This window comes from Aeromonas finlandensis, from assembly GCF_000764645.1.
GTDB classification, from domain to species: Bacteria; Pseudomonadota; Gammaproteobacteria; order Enterobacterales; family Aeromonadaceae; genus Aeromonas; species Aeromonas finlandensis.
This window is the reverse complement of record NZ_JRGK01000078.1, coordinates 1-16,337: the sequence shown is the minus strand read 5'-3', so window position 1 is coordinate 16,337 and position 16,337 is coordinate 1. Positions and strand designations below refer to the sequence as shown.

The window sequence follows — 16,337 nt, the reverse complement described above, 5'->3', positions numbered from 1 at the left end:
GAATGTAGGAAGATATTGTGACTCGATCATCTCTGTATGGTCAACGACGCGAATTTTATCGCTTGGGGCCAACCATTTAGGACACTGCTTATCAGTAACAATATAAATTCTTCTAACCCATGGCAAAAACTTCAATACACTGCCCAGTGAATATTTCAATTCATCATGGTTACTGAATCGCGCAGGATCAGTAGCATACTGCCCGACATAGTGTTCATCCACCAACTGCTTGTACTGCTGGTAGCGTGCTTGCCAGTCAGGGTCTGAATCATCGACCCATGTAAAGACCACATCGATTGGAAAATCAATTTCTATTTGACTCTCCAGCGCCAAGTCATGGCGCATAAGAATATATTCTTCACTCTCTGCGCAAGCAATTTCGTTTCGAATGACAGGGTACTTTTTATTCAAGTGGTCACGAATAAAAATGCCAGGGCTTTTGATAAATTTCTTCAGTTTTCTCATCTTGTTTCGATACTAACGTGAATGTGTTATACGCGGATGAGTCAAGCAGAATGGTAGTTACAACGCTAAAGACCCGATAAATGCTTTAAAGCTGTGCTGATAGTCTTTATGGCGAAGGCCATACTCAACAAACGCTTTCATATAACCCAATTTGTCACCACAATCATGGGATTTGCCTTGCATGCAAAACGCATCAACCTCACCCGATTTCAACAATTCCGAAATTGCATCGGTTAACTGAATTTCATCACCAGCACCCGGCTTTGTTGTGCGCAAATATGCCCATATCTCCGGCGTCAAGACGTAACGGCCCACAATTGCAAGGTTGGAAGGAGCTTCATCTTGATCCGGCTTCTCAACAACATCAAATATGGTGGACGACTCACCGGCATTTACATCAATAGAATGGCAGTCCACGATGCCGTATTTCGACACATCCTTGATATCGACAGGTTCCACCATAATCTGGGAGTGACCTGACTCTTTATAATTACGAACCATTTTTGCCAGATTATCTTTTTTCAGATCGCTGGCCGCATCATCGATAATCACATCGGGCAACACCACAACAAACGGGTTGTCACCGACTAGGGGATATGCTGAAAGCACTGCATGGCCCAACCCTTTTGCCTCACCTTGACGGACGTGCATAATAGTCACATCCTTGGGGCATATGGATTGGATCTCTTCCAGCAACTGTCGTTTTACCCTGCTCTCCAACGTGGCTTCCAGCTCAAATGACTTGTCGAAGTGATTTTCGATGGCATTCTTGGAGGAGTGGGTCACCAAAATGATATCTTTGATTCCCGCAGCAATACACTCATTGACAACATATTGAATGAGAGGCTTATCAACGATTGGCAGCATTTCTTTTGGAATCGCTTTTGTTGCAGGTAGCATTCTGGTCCCAAGACCTGCGACTGGAATTACAGCTTTCATATTTATCCCTTAGTAATATCTTTATATTATATATAACTTAACGAAAAAAAAGATCAGTCATCATATTCATACTTATGAATGATGGTGTGCTTTACTATCAATACCCGGCAAAATTAACGATAAGGTTAAATGCAAAGGATGGTAATTAATTATTAGCGCTTGGCTACATCAAGATAAAAATCGATGGTGGAGAATGAAAATATTATCCTTAGAGGTTATCTTCCTTGGTGCTTATTGCCTGTCACAATCAACGATTCAATATTGATGATGACAGGCAATATATCTCTTGTGGCAACAGTCGATCAAATAGCGACCAGCACTCCGGCCGATACCGCAATCTGGTAGATCACCTGAGTAAAGTCTTTGGTAATTTGCAGCGACTTGGTTTCTACCTGCGGCAAGACAAAGATCTCGTCACCCGGGGTCACTTTCAGATCGGTATCTTCCAATTCCCCTTTCTCAATCTGACTAAAGGTGCCATTGCGATGAAGCAGCAAAATACGCGAGTTGCTGGCCTTCTGGGTAAAGCCACCCGCCAGATTGATATAATCGCTGACGGTGCGTTTCTCGTCGGCCAAAATGGCATTCGGGAACATGACATCGCCATGCACCATCACCAGATTGGTCTGACGCGGAATACGGATGATGTCATCGGGTTCGAGACGCACCTCTTCCAGATTCGGGGCATTGGCCAGCACCACCTGGCCGCTCGGCTGGATCTCTTTGGCCCGCTGTACCCATTGCATCAACAGTTCAGCTTCACTCTTGCGCAGTTGAGCTTCCCCTTCCGAGGAGGAGCGTGCGGTCAGGATGCTGGCTTCAAACGCCTTGAGCGAGGAGCCCAGCATCTCTTTTTGGCGCACTTGCACAGACTTGCGATAAAGCTGGATGGCACTGATATCGGCATCCGGAGTCAATTTCAACCCGTTGAGCACATCCCCCAGACGGGCACCATATTTCAGTACCACTTCCTGGTCACTGTTGTGTTCACCTTCCACACGCACAGCAATTGAGGCGTAACGCTTGTCGGCAATGACTTCAACCGTGTCACCACTGCTGATCATCACTCGCGAAAGCTGTGCATCATCCGCCAGGGGGTAATTATCCATCCGGATATTTTCCCCCTGATTACGGCTGACCCGCACATGGGTCGCATCGGCATCAGGACGAGCCAGTTGCAACAACTCACCCAAGACCATATGGGGTTTGCTTAGCTCAAATTTGTTAGCGTTCGCCACCTTACCCCTGACCGTTGCCTGATAACGCAGTGGTGCAACGACGATGATATCCCCATCACGCAACTGGGTCGGAAGCAGAGAACCATTTATCAGGAACTGGTAGAGGTTGTAGTGGCGCAGCGTCTGGCCACCACGCTTGAGTGCCACATCCAGGTAGCTACCGCGTTCCGGAGATATACCGCCTGCTTTATCGAGGAAATAGAGAATGGAGTCACCGGACTGACCGGAAAATAGTCCCGGCTGTTTGACAAAACCGGTCACGAAAATTTTGACCGGCTGACTCACGTCCAGACTGGCGTAAATGCTGACATTCTTCTGATAGACGCTGGTCACGGCGCCCAGCAGGGTGTCATTCAACTTTTCGTTGCGCACCCCGGCCACCTTGATTGGACCAACCTTGGGCAGAAAAATATTACCCTGCTGGTCAACCGTCAGCGGTTGATCAAACTCGACCCCGCCCCATAGCTGTACCTGCAACCGGTCACCAATGGCGATACGGTAATCAGGATTGAAACCGTTAAAGGATTCACGAGCAAATTCACCACGAAACAACCAGTTGCCAAACACAGGATCCCGAGTTTGGGTATCGGTGACGACTTTGCGAACGGGATCCGCATCCTGGGATATTTCGAGCGCATGGGCGGGCTGCAAACAGAGCGCCAGACCAAGCGCCAGCAGACTCGGTTTGAGATTGAGTGAACTAGTAAAGGGGATATTCAACAACAGTACTCCTGTCAGTCTTGATGTTCGCGCAAGGTTGCAAGACCCATCACGACCAAACCGTAGAAAAGGCAAAGCAGTACACCGATGGTGGCCAAGTTGTAAAGACGACGGGGATATTCGGCCTCTTCGGCCACACTTGGCTGGCTCACCACCAGTAGATGTTTCAGTTTGCGGTACGCTTCGACACGAGCTTGTTCCATGCTGACCAGGCCAGTCTTGTAGACATCGGCCGCCAGCTGGGTTTGTACTTGTACCGCCTGATAGTCAGCGTTGACCTCGTTGAGCGACTTTTTATCGCCACTGGTCAGCCGCATTTTCTCTTGTGCCAACTGGCGAGTGAGGGCGTCAACCCGGTCTTTCACGGCAATCACATCTGGCGCATTCGGATTCATATATATTTGCAGTCGCTTGAGTTCGGCATCCTGGCGCACCAGTTCCGCTTCCAGCTCAGAGACGACGCCCATCATGGCCGTGCTGGTTGCCTCCGGGCTCATCAACTGATGTTGATTCTGGAAAGCCAGCATCTTTTCTCGCTCTTGCAGCAACCGTTCATGGGATCGGGCAACCTCTGTCTCCACAAACTTGAGCTGATCCATCGCCACCTGATGACTCAACCGATTGATAAAACCTTCGCTCTCTTTGAGCATCAGGGTCACAACCCCTTTTGCATACTCCGGATCGAACGCTTGCAGACTGACGGTCAATACCCCAGAGAGCTCATCCAGAGTGATGGTGAGGTGATCACGATAAAAGGCGAGAAACTCCTCACGGGTCGCATCTTGCGGCAAACGGGAAAACATATCGGCACCGTCACTTTGAAAGTGCTTTTTGAGTTGCAGCTCTTTATCCAGGGTACTGAGCATGTCCCAAGACTTCAGGTAATCCTGGATCACCAGTACATCCTGATGATTACTGCCACCCAACCCGAGCATGGAGAGCGCATCCGGCAACATCTTGAGCTGATCGGCCTGTTTGATAATCAGGCTTGCCTGACTGACATAACGATCACTGGCAATGGCACCGTAATAGAGCACAGCCAGGCTGAAGCAGATCACCACCCAGAGAAAGCTGCCGAGTTTGACCGCTTTCTTCCAGGAGTGGTGAGCGACCTGATAGCCCTTTGAATCGATGAGAAACAGCTTGGGATCACGCTTGAATTTGCGCAGCTTGCGCTCAAATAAAGCGGTCAAATTGGCTTTGGTCATATATATCCGTAGCAATACGTGAAAGGAAAATCAGAGCTTTTGATAAATGGCGATGGCGTCTTCAATATCTTCATGCAGGGTCAATTGCCCTTCATGCAGCACAATGCCCATATCGCACTGTTGACGCAGGGTCTTCATATCGTGGGAGACCATAATCAGGCTGGCGGTTTCACGCTTCTGAGTGAAAACATCGATGCACTTTTGTCTAAATCTGGCGTCCCCCACCGAGGTGATCTCATCGGTCAGGTAGATATCGAAATCAAACGCCATGCTGACAGCGAATGAAAATTTCGATTTCATCCCGCTCGAATACCCCTTGATTGGCAGCTCATAGTGCTGGCCAATTTCAGAGAACGCCTTAACCCACTCTTCGACGGCCGCCGTATCATGGACACCATGTATCCGACAGACGAAACGGGTATTTTCGCGCCCGGTCATGCTGCCCTGGAAACCACCACTCAGCGCCAGCGGCCAGGAGACGCGACTGTGGCGAAGGACCTTCCCCTTATTCGGCATATCCATGCCACCAAGCAACCGTAGGAGGGTGGACTTACCCGCCCCGTTAGCGCCGAGAATGCCAATATTACGATCCCCCGGCAGGGTAAAGCTGACATCCTTCAACACATAATGGCGGCCAAATTTGGTCGGGTAATATTTAGAGACGTTATCGAGAATGATCATGTTGTCAGCTTGCGATTAGTCGGCGATGACTGAGTCGATAGGCACTTGTCGCGAACGTGAGTAACACCAACGTGATGCCAGCAAGATAATTCCAGCTCCCTCCCTGCGTCTGAAACCCAGCGATCCAGCCCGAGCGAATGAGCTCCAGTGCATGTACCACAGGGTTCCATAGCAGCAGATGCTGATAGCTCTGTGGTACTGCCGCCAGCGGGAAAAAGACTGCTGAGATCCACATCATGGGTCGCATCAGAATAGGGATCAATTTTTTAGCCTCTTCGGAAAGAGACGTCACGACGCAAAACAGGGTTCCAAGTGCGAAGGAAAAGATCATTAGCAAGCCATACCCTGCTAATACAGCAAGCGGATCTGCTGGCATGGCATCAAAGCCAAACCAGATCAGCCCCAGGATCAGCACAAACGCCACCAGTACCCCGATCAGGGTTTCCAGCAAGAAGCGGGAAAACAGAGTGGCGAATGGCGTCACTTGCCGATAACAGAACAACCCCTTGTTAGCGCTGACGGCCGATTGTAACTGGTTGGTCATGTTTAAAAACATCAGAAACGGTAGATAACCTGCAGCAACAAATACTGGCGCCTCGACGCCACCAAAGCCGTTGCGTTGACGGAGCCCGAATGCAAAACAAAACAGCGCAATAGTCAGGAGTGGATCCAGCACCGCCCACGAATATCCCATCCGGTAGGTGCCGAAACGGGTCTTGAGCTCCCGCATCAGCAAGCCAAAGGTCACATCCTTGAGCACAGCTAATGAGGTTCTACGCTGGTTTGATAGAATAGGCGTGTTCAATTTTTAATCTTGCTTGGCCAGTTGCAGAAAAGGAGGGACTCTATCACAAAAAATCAGGTAATAGAAAAAGCCCATATTATAAAGGAGTAAGGATGAATAATGCGCGAAATAACGACACGGCGAAACGGTCACTAAATGCAACCTCACATCTATCATTTTTTGGCATGGCTACCGCAGGGCGATGACAATACCACCAATACGCACAGCTTAATTTTCAGGCATAGCTACCGCAGGGCGATGACAATACCACCAATACGCACAGCTTAATTTTCAGGCATAGCTACCGCAGGGCGGAGACAATACCACCAATACGCATAGCTCAATTTTCAAGCGCAACTACCGCGAGGCGGTGCAAAACCACCAACACATAACAACCAAATTCCGATATTCCTACCAGACTGCAGAGAAAATATCGTCAAGACGCAGAGGTCATTTTGATAAAAAATAAACAGCAGCGATGCGAAGCATCACCGGAGTGGTTATTAAACAATTTGGATAACTGCAGACCGCCACATACACAGACCAAAATTATTCACTTGTTTATTTTACAAACACACAAGCAGCAACCTCAAAACACAGCGCCCCATCGCAAGTAACATCACGCACACAACCAGTAATAACCGAGTTATCAATCAAGGTGAGCTATAACTTTGCCGTGGCACTAATAGAAACACCTACTGGTCAGATTGTGACGCACACAATAATTGCTATCACTTGCAGGCGATACTACCCACGAGGTGCAATCGAGTCAAGACTCAAAAAATTCCAACGCGATTGAGTTCACCATCAACATAGCATCATAACCTGTTGTTTTTAAAACATTTAACCTCAAGACCTTACGTGCTGCATCGAAACAAATACATGTTCTTGACGAGAAAAAATCATGCCAAATCTATATTGTCAAATTTGACATTAAAGTTTTTCCTGTTTTATGACGTATGACGCTCGAATTTTTATATATAACACGCAATAGATGCATTATTTACGCATGTTAACAACCCAACATCGTATTGGATATCTAAATAAACTAAATTAATCATTTAGAAAAACTAAACACACAAAAACACTGACAAAACAGTTCAAATATCAACCAATTATTTTGCCGAAATAATCGACTGCACACGCTTGACCGGTTGTTATTTAGACACATGTATTTTTGTCCCTCCTTCAAAATTGACAAAGCTCGCTCCGATTGACTATGCCTGAAGGGTGACCGACAGGGTCACCATGGAACAATAAACATTTGGAGGGGGCATGGACGCTAACACTCTATTACGCTGCGGGCTGCTGGCTTCGCTGGTTGCCAGCAACAGCGCATTGGCCGATGAAAATATCGTTGTCTTACAGCTCGGCACGGCTTTCAGCAGTGAGAAACTCGATATCCATATCGCGGATGCCAAATTTCACCATATGTTCTGGCGCTGGGGTGATTCAGGGTGCCAATTCGGGTTGGGGGCGCGCGCCGGTGCGCTCAAAGTAGAAGATGAAGAGAGTGCCAGATTGGGTGGCGGGGGGCGTATCGAATGCCAATGGGGAAACTGGGTGACCTGGATCCCGGCCGATGTGCTCTGGCTCGAGCAATATGAATTCGGTAAACGGGGCCACAACTACAAAAATTATGGTGGCCCCTTCCAGTTTTCCGCGGGTATCGGTATCGGTTATGCACTGACCTCAAATTGGCTGATCGGCTATCAATACGAACATATGTCAAACGCCTATATGTATGACAAGAATCCCGGGCTGGACAGCCATACCCTCCACATCGAATATCGTTTTTAGCAAAACAGGCGCCACCGCAATCAATACAAGCTAAAAAAGCCTTCACTCCCGTGAAGGCTTTTCGTTATGTCCTCTCCTGATAACCGTGATGGCAATTACAGATAGAAGAGCCCCACGATCAGGATATGAACGACGAAGCCCGCCATCAGGGGCACAGAGGTGCGCTTGATCACCGCGAAAGGCGTCAGCTTGGCGCCACTGGCGACGGCAATAATCACCCCGGAGACCGGCGACATGGCCCGCCCCATGTGGGAGGCCTGCTGCATTGGCAGGATCATGGCGGCAGTGTTGACCCCCATGCTGGCTGCGATCTGCGGGATCAGCTCGACAAAGGCGAGGAAGGGAGCATTGCCGGAGCCCATGATGATAGCGGCCGCCAGGGTCACCAGCGCGAAGACGATGGCCATGGCAAATGCGGGCAGACCCACATGCTCGGCGCCGACAATCATGATATCGATCACCCCCAGCACCTTGATGCCGTGGGCAAAGATCCCCGCCGCCACCAGCAGCCCCACCACGTTGCTGAACGCTGACCCCATGCCATTGAGGAAGTGGCTGAAACCACCGCACACCTGCTTCATGTCACGGGTTCTGGCCGCCTCCACCACCATGCTGATAAACATCGAGATCATCACGATGGTGATGACGTTGAGCTTGATGTGATCCACGAACAGGGAGGAGAACCCCACCGCCATGATGATGGGCAACATTGGCAAGATGGCATAAAAACCCGGTACACAGACCTCTTTCGCCGACTCATCCACCACAGCGGCACCCTGATGCTGGTGCCCATCGAGCCGATCGCAGCGCCGCTGCCAGAATACGTGCATCAAGCCCACCACCAGCACGGTCGCCAGCGCGGCGGGGCCCTGATAGGTGTAGACATACTCAATCACGTTATGGCCCATGCCCACTGCCTCGGTAGCCCGAATGGCATCGATGGCGGTTGGGGTATAGGCCACCCCGAGGGAGGTGGCAATCACCCCGGCTGACGAGGCGGCAGAGAGTCCCAACCCCACCATGATGGGGAAAAGGGTCGCCATCAACAGCACCGCCAGACCGGTCGCCGAGGGGATCGCCAGTTGCAGCGCGCTGGCCAGCAGATAGGAGAAGAAGAGCAACACATAGGGGGAGCGCAACCGGCGCAGCGGACGGATGGCGATCCGCACCACCGCATCATTGGCACCGATATGATCCATGTAGTGGGCAAAGCCCATCAGCGCCATGATCATCAACCCCAGATCCGCCGCCCGCGAGCTGAAGAGATCCCGCATCACCTCAAAAGGATCAAACAGGGCAATGCCGGTGCTCTCGACCCCTTTGGGCAGCACACTTCCCCACCCTGCCAGCTGGCTTGCCACCATCAGCACCAGACCGGCGGCAAACAGCACCGGCTCGGCCCGATAGCCTTTCAGGATCAGTCTGGCCACCAGAACGATGACCAGCACTGCAATAACGACCTGAAACATGACGACTCCTTAGCGACTGAAACGGGCGTGAGTGAGCTTGATGATCTCGATCACCACGGCACTGGCCGCCTCGAGGGAGCTGACCGGCAGGTACTCGTAGATGGAGTGGAAGTTGTGGGCACCGGTGAAGAGGTTCGGACAGGGCAACCCTTTCTGGGAGAGCACGGCGCCGTCATAACCGCCGCGCATCGGGATGGGCTTGGGAGTAATCCCCAAAGTCTCGTAAGCAGCCAGCGCCAGTTCGATGGGATAGCGGTTCTCCCCCTGCAAACTGTTGAACACATTGCTGTAGCGATCGCTCAAGTGGTAACTCACGCTCTGCTCACCCCAGAGGGCCTGACAGCTCTTGCCGAGGGTGTCGAGCAGGGTCATCCGCTGTTGATACCCCGCCTGAGTAAAGTCTCGCACATCCAGCTTGAGCACGGTTTTGGCGCTGTTGCCCTGCATCTGCTTGACCCAGTAGTAACCTTCACGCCCCTCGGTATATTCAGGCGCTTCGCCCCCCGGCAGCATGGCGATAAACTTGTGGGCCATCAGCAGGGAGTTCTTCAACTTGCCCTTGGCCGACATGGGGTGGGCCGAGGCGCCGTGAAAGACAAACTCCGCATCCCCCGCATTCCAGTTCTCATAGACCAGCTCGCCAAGGCCGCAGCAGTCGAGGGTGTAGGCAAAGTCGGCGCCAAAACGTTCGGTATCAAACGCCTTGGCTCCCCGCAACCCCTGCTCCTCATCGGGCACCAGACCAATTTTGATGGTGCCATGGGGGATCTCCGGGTGTGCCTGCAGATAGGCCACCGCATTGACGATGGCGGCGATGGCAGCCTTGTCATCGGCCCCCAGCAGGCTGGTGCCATCGGTCACGATGATCTGATCACCGGCGTAATTGGCAAGCTCCGGGAACTCGCTCTGGCGCAAGGTGATCTGCCGCTCGGCATTGAGGCAGATATCCCCCCCTTCATAGCTCACCACCCGGGCATGGGTATCGGCGGTGTGCTCGGCGCTGGTATCGAGATGGGCGAAGAAGGCCACGGTGGGCAGATCCCCCGCCACATTGGCGGGCAGGGTGGCGGTCAGGATGGCGTTGTCCGCCACCTCCACGGTCAGACCCAGGGCAATCAGCTCCTGCGCCACCTTGTCAGCCAGCACCCGCTGGCCCGGTGAGGAGGGCATCACCCCGGCGGCGCCCGCTTCACGATTGGTGGTGGTATTGATGGCGGTGTATCCCAAGAATCTGTCGACAATCTGCATTGCTGTAGTCCTGTGAGTAGTGACGTATATCGTGCCGTGACGAGATCCGCGGCGTGGTCACCTTATTCAGAAAGCCGCCGCCTTATTCAGCAACAGCCCTCTTATGCAGCGATAACGCCTTGGATTAACGAGAAAAAATAAGATGGAGAATGAGATCGCCCATCACAGCCGAATCGATGGATAGTGATAAATAACACAGAGAATCTGGATAAAGACCATCAGATAACCAAAAGTGGGTAGCTGATCACGTATCTGATATGCCGAATGGCGAAATAAAAACCTGAATGAAAGCATCCACTTTCGTATTTGGTAGCGCAATCCACTACCCAGGCCAGACACGCTGAAAAGATGCCATAGAGAAAAAATGCCGGGGCAAAGGCTCCGGCATCGAGAGAGGGAAAATGTTCAGGGGAGCCGATAAGCCTAACGTCGGCTCAAATCGACCGCCCCCCTTCTGCATGATAAGTGCGTCGCTGTTAATCCTTTTTCGCCTTGTTGGCGAAGAAGATATCGGCCTGAATATCCTGGGTGCGCACCGTGAAGATCTGGTTGGTCAGATCGTCGGTCAGCGTTTCGGCCTCCTTCATCACCCGCAGATTGAAGTCGTTGAGCATGCTGTTGGCGGCGGCCTTGTCGGTCTTGACCGTTTTCAGATAGTTGGCTTCCATCTCTTTCTGCTCTTTGGCGATCTTCGCCTCCCAGCTCTGGTACGCCTGCTTCACCATGGGTGCCAATTTGGGGTAGTCGGTCATCACCAGGGTCTGCAGCTTGCGATATTTCCAGTAGATGGAGTCGCTGTCGGCCTTGTCGCTACCCATGGCATAGTGGGCCGGATAGGCTTCCAGACCGCTGTAGTAGGGAACGAAAGCGGTCAAGTCCGCCATGCCGAGGCCCACATAGGTCACCTCCCCCACCTCGCGCGGCATCCAGGGGCGTACCTGCATCACGTGGGACTCGTAGGTGCGAAATACGCTGATGGGGCGCCACGGCTCCTGACCGTTCAACCCCTTGCTGTAGGGATCATGCTCGGTGCCGTCATAGTGATTGCGCAGCACCGCCTTCACCTCCTCCAGCGTCATCTTCTTCTCGGGGGTCAAAGTGACCGGGAACTGACGACCGGCATCCACCGCCTGCTTGAGCGAGGGGTTGAACATCTGCTGGATGGTCCAGACTCGCGGATCGTTATAGCTGCGATCCCGCTCGTCATCGCGGGTATAGGCTTTCGAGAAGTTGAATGCCCCATCTTTTTGCGGATGGTAGAGCCCCTTATCGGTGGCAAATTCAATCAGATTTTTCGAGCCCATCATGTCGGCACTGGCCGGATCGTACTGCTGCAGGCGGCCCTGATTACCGGTGGCAAAATAGTGATTTTTCGGCAGGCGCTGCGCCATCCAGTGGTGGCCGGTGGCGGTCTCCAGATACCAGAGCTCGTTATCATCCACCACGGCGACACCAAATCCCTCCCCCGCACCTATGGTCTCGATGATGTTGCCCAGCAGGGCGACCGCCTCGCGGGCCGACGTGGCGCGCGACAGCAGCACATCGGGAATGTCATCTTCGGTGATCCCCTTCTCTTCCACATAGGGATCGAAGGCGAGCGCCTCGGGTGAGGCGAAAATGGACTCGGTGCCGCTCACCCCCACCCCCTTCTCATTGAACCCGGTGGCGCCGTGCAGCTGGGTCTTCCAGTTCGGCACTGTGGTATAGCGCAGGGAGTTTTTCGGCAAGGGGTAGCTGAAATCATTGGCACCGTTGTGGGCCTTGGAACTGTGAACGCCACTTTGTCCCTGTTTGGCCGGATGGATCACGAAATGCTGGGCTTTCAGGGCATCGCTGTCGGCGCTGCGGGCCACCATCATGGAGCCATCGGCGCTGGCCTCGCTGCCAACCAGCAAAGTGGTACAGGCGAATGCCGACGAGAAGAGGGCAAGGTTGATGGAGAGTGCGACGACGCACTTTTTGAAGGAATGCATGAGATCTCCTTGTTGCACAGAGTGGTTGCAAATGAACAGTGGCTCGCCAGCCAAGCTGCCGCTGTCGCAAGGGATCACCGCAGTGACACGGGTCGGGCAGCGCGGGCCATCAAACCGTAAAAATGAAAAAGAGGGGTGCGAACAGATCGTGGAAAGTAGAGAGAAACCCCTGAGCCCCTGATAGGCGACCTGTTCGCATCTCTCCTTTCCCCTGTTCCGCAGGCGTGGCGATACTAGGCCTAATCAACTGGCACAAGTGTGATTGGCAACTCAAAACACCAACGAAGTGACTAAGACCAATAAAAAATAGCGATAAGTGTGACAAGCGCGGGATTCCTGTCGACATTCAGACGTCAACACGAGGCGCGCAAGGAGCACAGAGAGGGGGAAATGAAGAGATGAGGGGAGATGGCGCGCGGGATGGCGTGCTGACGCCATCCCGTGATGTTCGTTAAGTCAGGTTGTCACTGCGCGTCCGGCTGACTGGCAGGGGCCGCCTTGATAAAGGCCTGCAACTGCTCGCAGTTGGCGACGATGCGGCAGATGGTGGGGTAATCGTCCAGGGTCATCTCGTAGCGGCGGGCGTTGTAGACCTGGGGCACCAGCATGCAGTCGGCCAGGGTCACTTCGTTGCCGACGCAGTAGACGCCAGCAGTGGTCATCAACAGCTGTTCGAGGGCGGTGAAGGTCTCGTCAATCCAGTGGCGATACCAGTCCGCTTCCTGTGCTTTGCTGGCCCTGAAGTGCTCTTCCAGATAGCCCAGCACCCGCAGATTGTTGAGGGGGTGAATATCGCAGGCGATCATGTTGACGAGCTGGCGCACCCGGGCCCGCGCTTCGGGGGCAGAGGGCATCAGGGAGTAGGCGGGATAGGTCTCGTCGAGGTACTCCATGATGGCGACCGACTGACCCAGCTGCACATCGCCATCCACCAGAAATGGCACCAGCCCTTGCGGGTTGATCCGGCGATAGGCCTTCTCGCTCTGCTCCCCCTGCCGCAAATTGATCGGATGCTGCTCGTAGGCGAGCCCCTTGAGCTGCAACACGATCCGCACCCGAAAACTTGCCGACGAACGCCAATAGCCAAACAACTGCAACATAATCTGTCCCTGCTTTTATCTGGGCCCGAAGCCCGGCAGGTGCTCACCACCTGCCTCCCTGTGTATCCGGCACCGGTTGAGGGCTCGTCGTGAACCGGACATATCCGGAATAGGGTTGCCGCCAACCGGCGCTGGCCATCATCCTCCCTGACCGCTTACCGGCACCACCTGTTGAGAGATGGTGCCAAACAGGTTTTGGCCAGAGCGATCTTCCATCGCGATCGACACTCTATCACCAAACTGCAAATAGGGGGTTGTAGCTTGATCACAATCAAGAATTTCCAGCATGCGGCGCTCGGCGATGCAGGATGAACCAGCGCTGCGATCGTAGTTGGAGACGGTGCCGGAGCCGATGATGCAGCCCGCCCCGAGCGGTCTTGTCTTGGCGGCGTGGGCAATCAGTTCGAAGAAGCTGAAGGTCATGTCCACCCCGGCTTCGGGCGCACCGAACAGCGCACCATTGAGGTGAGTCAGAAGCGGCAGATGAACCTTGCCATCGCGCCACTCATCGCCCAGCTCGTCCGGGGTGATGGCCACCGGCGAGAAGGCGCTCGACGGCTTGGACTGGAAGAAGCCAAACCCCTTGGCCAGCTCGCCCGGAATGAGGTTGCGCAGGCTCACATCGTTGACCAGCATCAGCAGTTTGACGTGGCTGGCGGCCCCCTGCGGGCTCACCCCCATCGGCACGTCGTCGGTGATGATGGCCACCTCCGACTCGAAATCGATCCCCCACTCCTCCGAGCCCATGACAATCGGCCCACGGGGAGCCAAAAAGCTGTCGGAGCCCCCCTGATACATCAATGGATCGTGCCAGAAGCTCTCGGGCATCTCGGCGCCGCGCGCCTTGCGCACCAGCTCCACATGGTTGACGTAGGCACTGCCATCGGCCCACTGGTAGGCACGTGGCAAAGGGGAGAGGCAAGACGCTTCGTCAAAGGGGAACGCTTCGGCCACGCGACCCTCGTTAAGCTGCTGATAGACCGCCTCAAGCTTGGGGGTGACCTCGGCCCACTCGTCGAGGGCGGCCTGCAAGGTGGGGGCAATCTCGCTCACCCGCACCGCACGGGTCAGATCCCGGCTCACCACCACCAAAGCGCCATCGCGCTTGCCATTGTTCAATGTTGCCAATTTCATAAGCGATTCCTTATTTGCCGGCAGCAGCGTCTGGGTGCTGCCAGCTGGAGACATACCGGGGGTTCTCGATCCCTTCGCACAGACTGCCGACGTTCAGCGCATCGCGGGTATCGAGCATCACCGCCACCTCGTCGGTGAACTTCTTGGCATAGGCCTGCCCTGCCGCAAACGCCTTGGGATGGGGACCGTGGGTAAAACCGGCGGGATGGAAGGTGACCATGCCCCGCTCGATATTGTCCCGGCTGAAGAAGTCCCCGGCGTGGTAGAAGAGCACCTCGTCGTAATCGTCATTGCTGTGATAGAAGGGCACCTTGAGGGCGCCGGGATCGCTCTCGATGGGTCGCGGCACAAAGGTACAAATGACAAAGCGGCTCGCCACAAAGGTCGAATGGGCCGACGGCGGCAGATGGTAGCGGTGGCTCATCAGCGGGCGGATATCCCGCCAGTTGAGGCGCACCACGCACAAGTCCCCGTGCCACCCTTGCGCATCAAGCGGATTAAAAGGCCAGGTGATGACCGACACCTGATCGTGGCGTTTCACCTGCAGCGACCAGGGGGTCTCATCCTGCTGGGCCAAAAATCGCTCGTTGATGGCAGGCACATCCAGCGCCGCCGGATCGAAGATGGCGTGATTGCCCACCAGCCCCTTGTCCGGCAGCTGATAGCTGTCGTTGGTCGCCTCGATCATCAGGATGAACATGGGCGAGCCGGGTTCGATGCGCCACATGGTGCCACGGGGGATCACCACATAGTCGCCGTCCCGCAGGGTCAAGTGGCCATAGTCGCAGAAGAACTCGCCGCTCCCCTCGTGGATAAAAAGCAGCTCGTCGCCATCGGCGTTACGTACCAGAAACGGCATCGCCTCGGAGAGCCGCCAGACTCGGTAGCGGCAGTGGGGGTTGCTGAGAATATCGGGGGCCCCCCAGGGGGAGAGCGAACTCACCTCCTCTTGCAGAGCATTCAAGTCAAACAGCCGTGGCCGCAGCGGCCCTTCCCAACTGCTCCAGTCGGTGGGGGCATGCTTGTGGTGCATGTGGGTAGCGGGGCCGAAAAAGCCGCTGCGCCCCAGTTCGCGCTCATAGATAGCCTGCTCGGGCAGATCGGCATGGGCCTGACGGGAGTGGGTCCCCTCCCGATGGGGGAAGTTAATCCAGTTACGCATCGCTCGCTCCCTCTTTGCGGGCACCCTTGCCATCCTCACCGCCATCCAGCACGCCGCGACGGATCTGGTCCAGCTCGATCGATTCAAACAGTGCCTTGAAATTGCCCTCGCCAAATCCTTCGTTGCCCTTGCGCTGGATGATCTCGAAGAAGACCGGGCCAATCACGGTGTCGGTGAAGATCTGCAGCAGAATGCCATCCTTGGTGGGGGAGCCGTCGATGAGAATGCGCAGCTCTTTCAGGGCCGCCAGATCCTCCTGATGCCCCTCAACCCGGTTGTTCACCGTCTCGTAGTAGGTATCCGGCGTCGGCATAAAGCCGGTACCGCGGCTGCGCAGGGTGCGGATGGTATGGTAAATATCGCTGGAGGCCATGGCGATGTGCTGGATCCCCTCCCCCTTGTACTGACGCAGGTAC

Annotated in this window: 13 protein-coding genes and 1 pseudogene; 1 reads left to right on the top strand and 13 read right to left on the bottom strand. The window is 54.2% G+C overall.

Annotated elements, in window-relative coordinates; genetic code table 11:
• The 6 genes from LD28_RS0109210 to LD28_RS0109185 all read right to left on the bottom strand — a co-directional run.
• Window positions 1-465, bottom strand: a 465-nt coding sequence (locus tag LD28_RS0109210; protein ID WP_033136681.1) for a Stealth CR1 domain-containing protein, incomplete at its 3' end; no start/stop codon positions are given.
• Window positions 466-522: 57 nt separating this feature from the next.
• On the bottom strand, window positions 523-1,404 hold the full coding sequence (gene galU, locus LD28_RS0109205; RefSeq protein ID WP_033136680.1) for a UTP--glucose-1-phosphate uridylyltransferase GalU: 882 nt from the start codon (window positions 1,402-1,404) through the stop codon (window positions 523-525).
• A 302-nt stretch (window positions 1,405-1,706) separates the two neighbouring features.
• The gene (locus tag LD28_RS0109200) at window positions 1,707-3,362 is read right to left on the bottom strand and encodes a polysaccharide biosynthesis/export family protein (RefSeq protein ID WP_033136679.1); all 1,656 of its coding nucleotides are present in this window, start codon (window positions 3,360-3,362) and stop codon (window positions 1,707-1,709) included.
• Between the two features lie 14 nt (window positions 3,363-3,376).
• A complete protein-coding gene (locus LD28_RS0109195) occupies window positions 3,377-4,570 on the bottom strand; it encodes a KpsE/RkpR family capsule polysaccharide export protein (RefSeq protein WP_033136678.1) in 1,194 nt (397 codons plus the stop codon).
• A 30-nt stretch (window positions 4,571-4,600) separates the two neighbouring features.
• Entirely contained in the window at window positions 4,601-5,251 is a 651-nt protein-coding gene (locus LD28_RS0109190) for an ABC transporter ATP-binding protein (RefSeq protein ID WP_033136677.1), read from the bottom strand.
• Window positions 5,252-5,255: 4 nt separating this feature from the next.
• Entirely contained in the window at window positions 5,256-6,056 is an 801-nt protein-coding gene (locus tag LD28_RS0109185; protein ID WP_033136676.1) for an ABC transporter permease, read from the bottom strand.
• Window positions 6,057-7,310: 1,254 nt separating this feature from the next.
• Here LD28_RS0109185 and LD28_RS0109180 point away from each other — a divergent pair.
• Window positions 7,311-7,835 (top strand): acyloxyacyl hydrolase, encoded by a 525-nt coding sequence (locus tag LD28_RS0109180; protein ID WP_033136675.1) that lies wholly within the window; start codon window positions 7,311-7,313, stop codon window positions 7,833-7,835.
• 95 nt (window positions 7,836-7,930) lie between these two features.
• On the opposite strand, the gene dcuC is transcribed toward LD28_RS0109180, so the two are convergent.
• The 7 genes and pseudogenes from dcuC to LD28_RS0109145 all read right to left on the bottom strand — a co-directional run.
• Window positions 7,931-9,304 carry a C4-dicarboxylate transporter DcuC gene (gene dcuC, locus LD28_RS0109175; RefSeq protein WP_033136674.1) on the bottom strand — a complete coding sequence of 458 codons (1,374 nt, stop codon included), beginning with the start codon at window positions 9,302-9,304 and terminating at the stop codon, window positions 7,931-7,933.
• A 9-nt stretch (window positions 9,305-9,313) separates the two neighbouring features.
• Complete coding sequence (gene pepT / locus LD28_RS0109170) at window positions 9,314-10,552, bottom strand: peptidase T (protein WP_033136673.1); 1,239 nt, start codon at window positions 10,550-10,552, stop codon at window positions 9,314-9,316.
• A gap of 476 nt (window positions 10,553-11,028) precedes the next feature.
• Window positions 11,029-12,525 carry a C69 family dipeptidase gene (locus LD28_RS0109165; protein WP_033136672.1) on the bottom strand — a complete coding sequence of 499 codons (1,497 nt, stop codon included), beginning with the start codon at window positions 12,523-12,525 and terminating at the stop codon, window positions 11,029-11,031.
• 464 nt (window positions 12,526-12,989) lie between these two features.
• Entirely contained in the window at window positions 12,990-13,625 is a 636-nt protein-coding gene (gene maiA, locus LD28_RS0109160; protein WP_033136671.1) for a maleylacetoacetate isomerase, read from the bottom strand.
• A 138-nt stretch (window positions 13,626-13,763) separates the two neighbouring features.
• Entirely contained in the window at window positions 13,764-14,759 is a 996-nt protein-coding gene (locus tag LD28_RS0109155) for a fumarylacetoacetate hydrolase family protein (protein WP_033136670.1), read from the bottom strand.
• Between the two features lie 10 nt (window positions 14,760-14,769).
• A complete protein-coding gene (locus LD28_RS0109150; protein ID WP_033136669.1) occupies window positions 14,770-15,921 on the bottom strand; it encodes a homogentisate 1,2-dioxygenase in 1,152 nt (383 codons plus the stop codon).
• A pseudogene (locus tag LD28_RS0109145) lies at window positions 15,914-16,337 on the bottom strand (4-hydroxyphenylpyruvate dioxygenase); the annotation flags it as partial. The pseudogene LD28_RS0109145 and the gene LD28_RS0109150, both read right to left, overlap by 8 nt.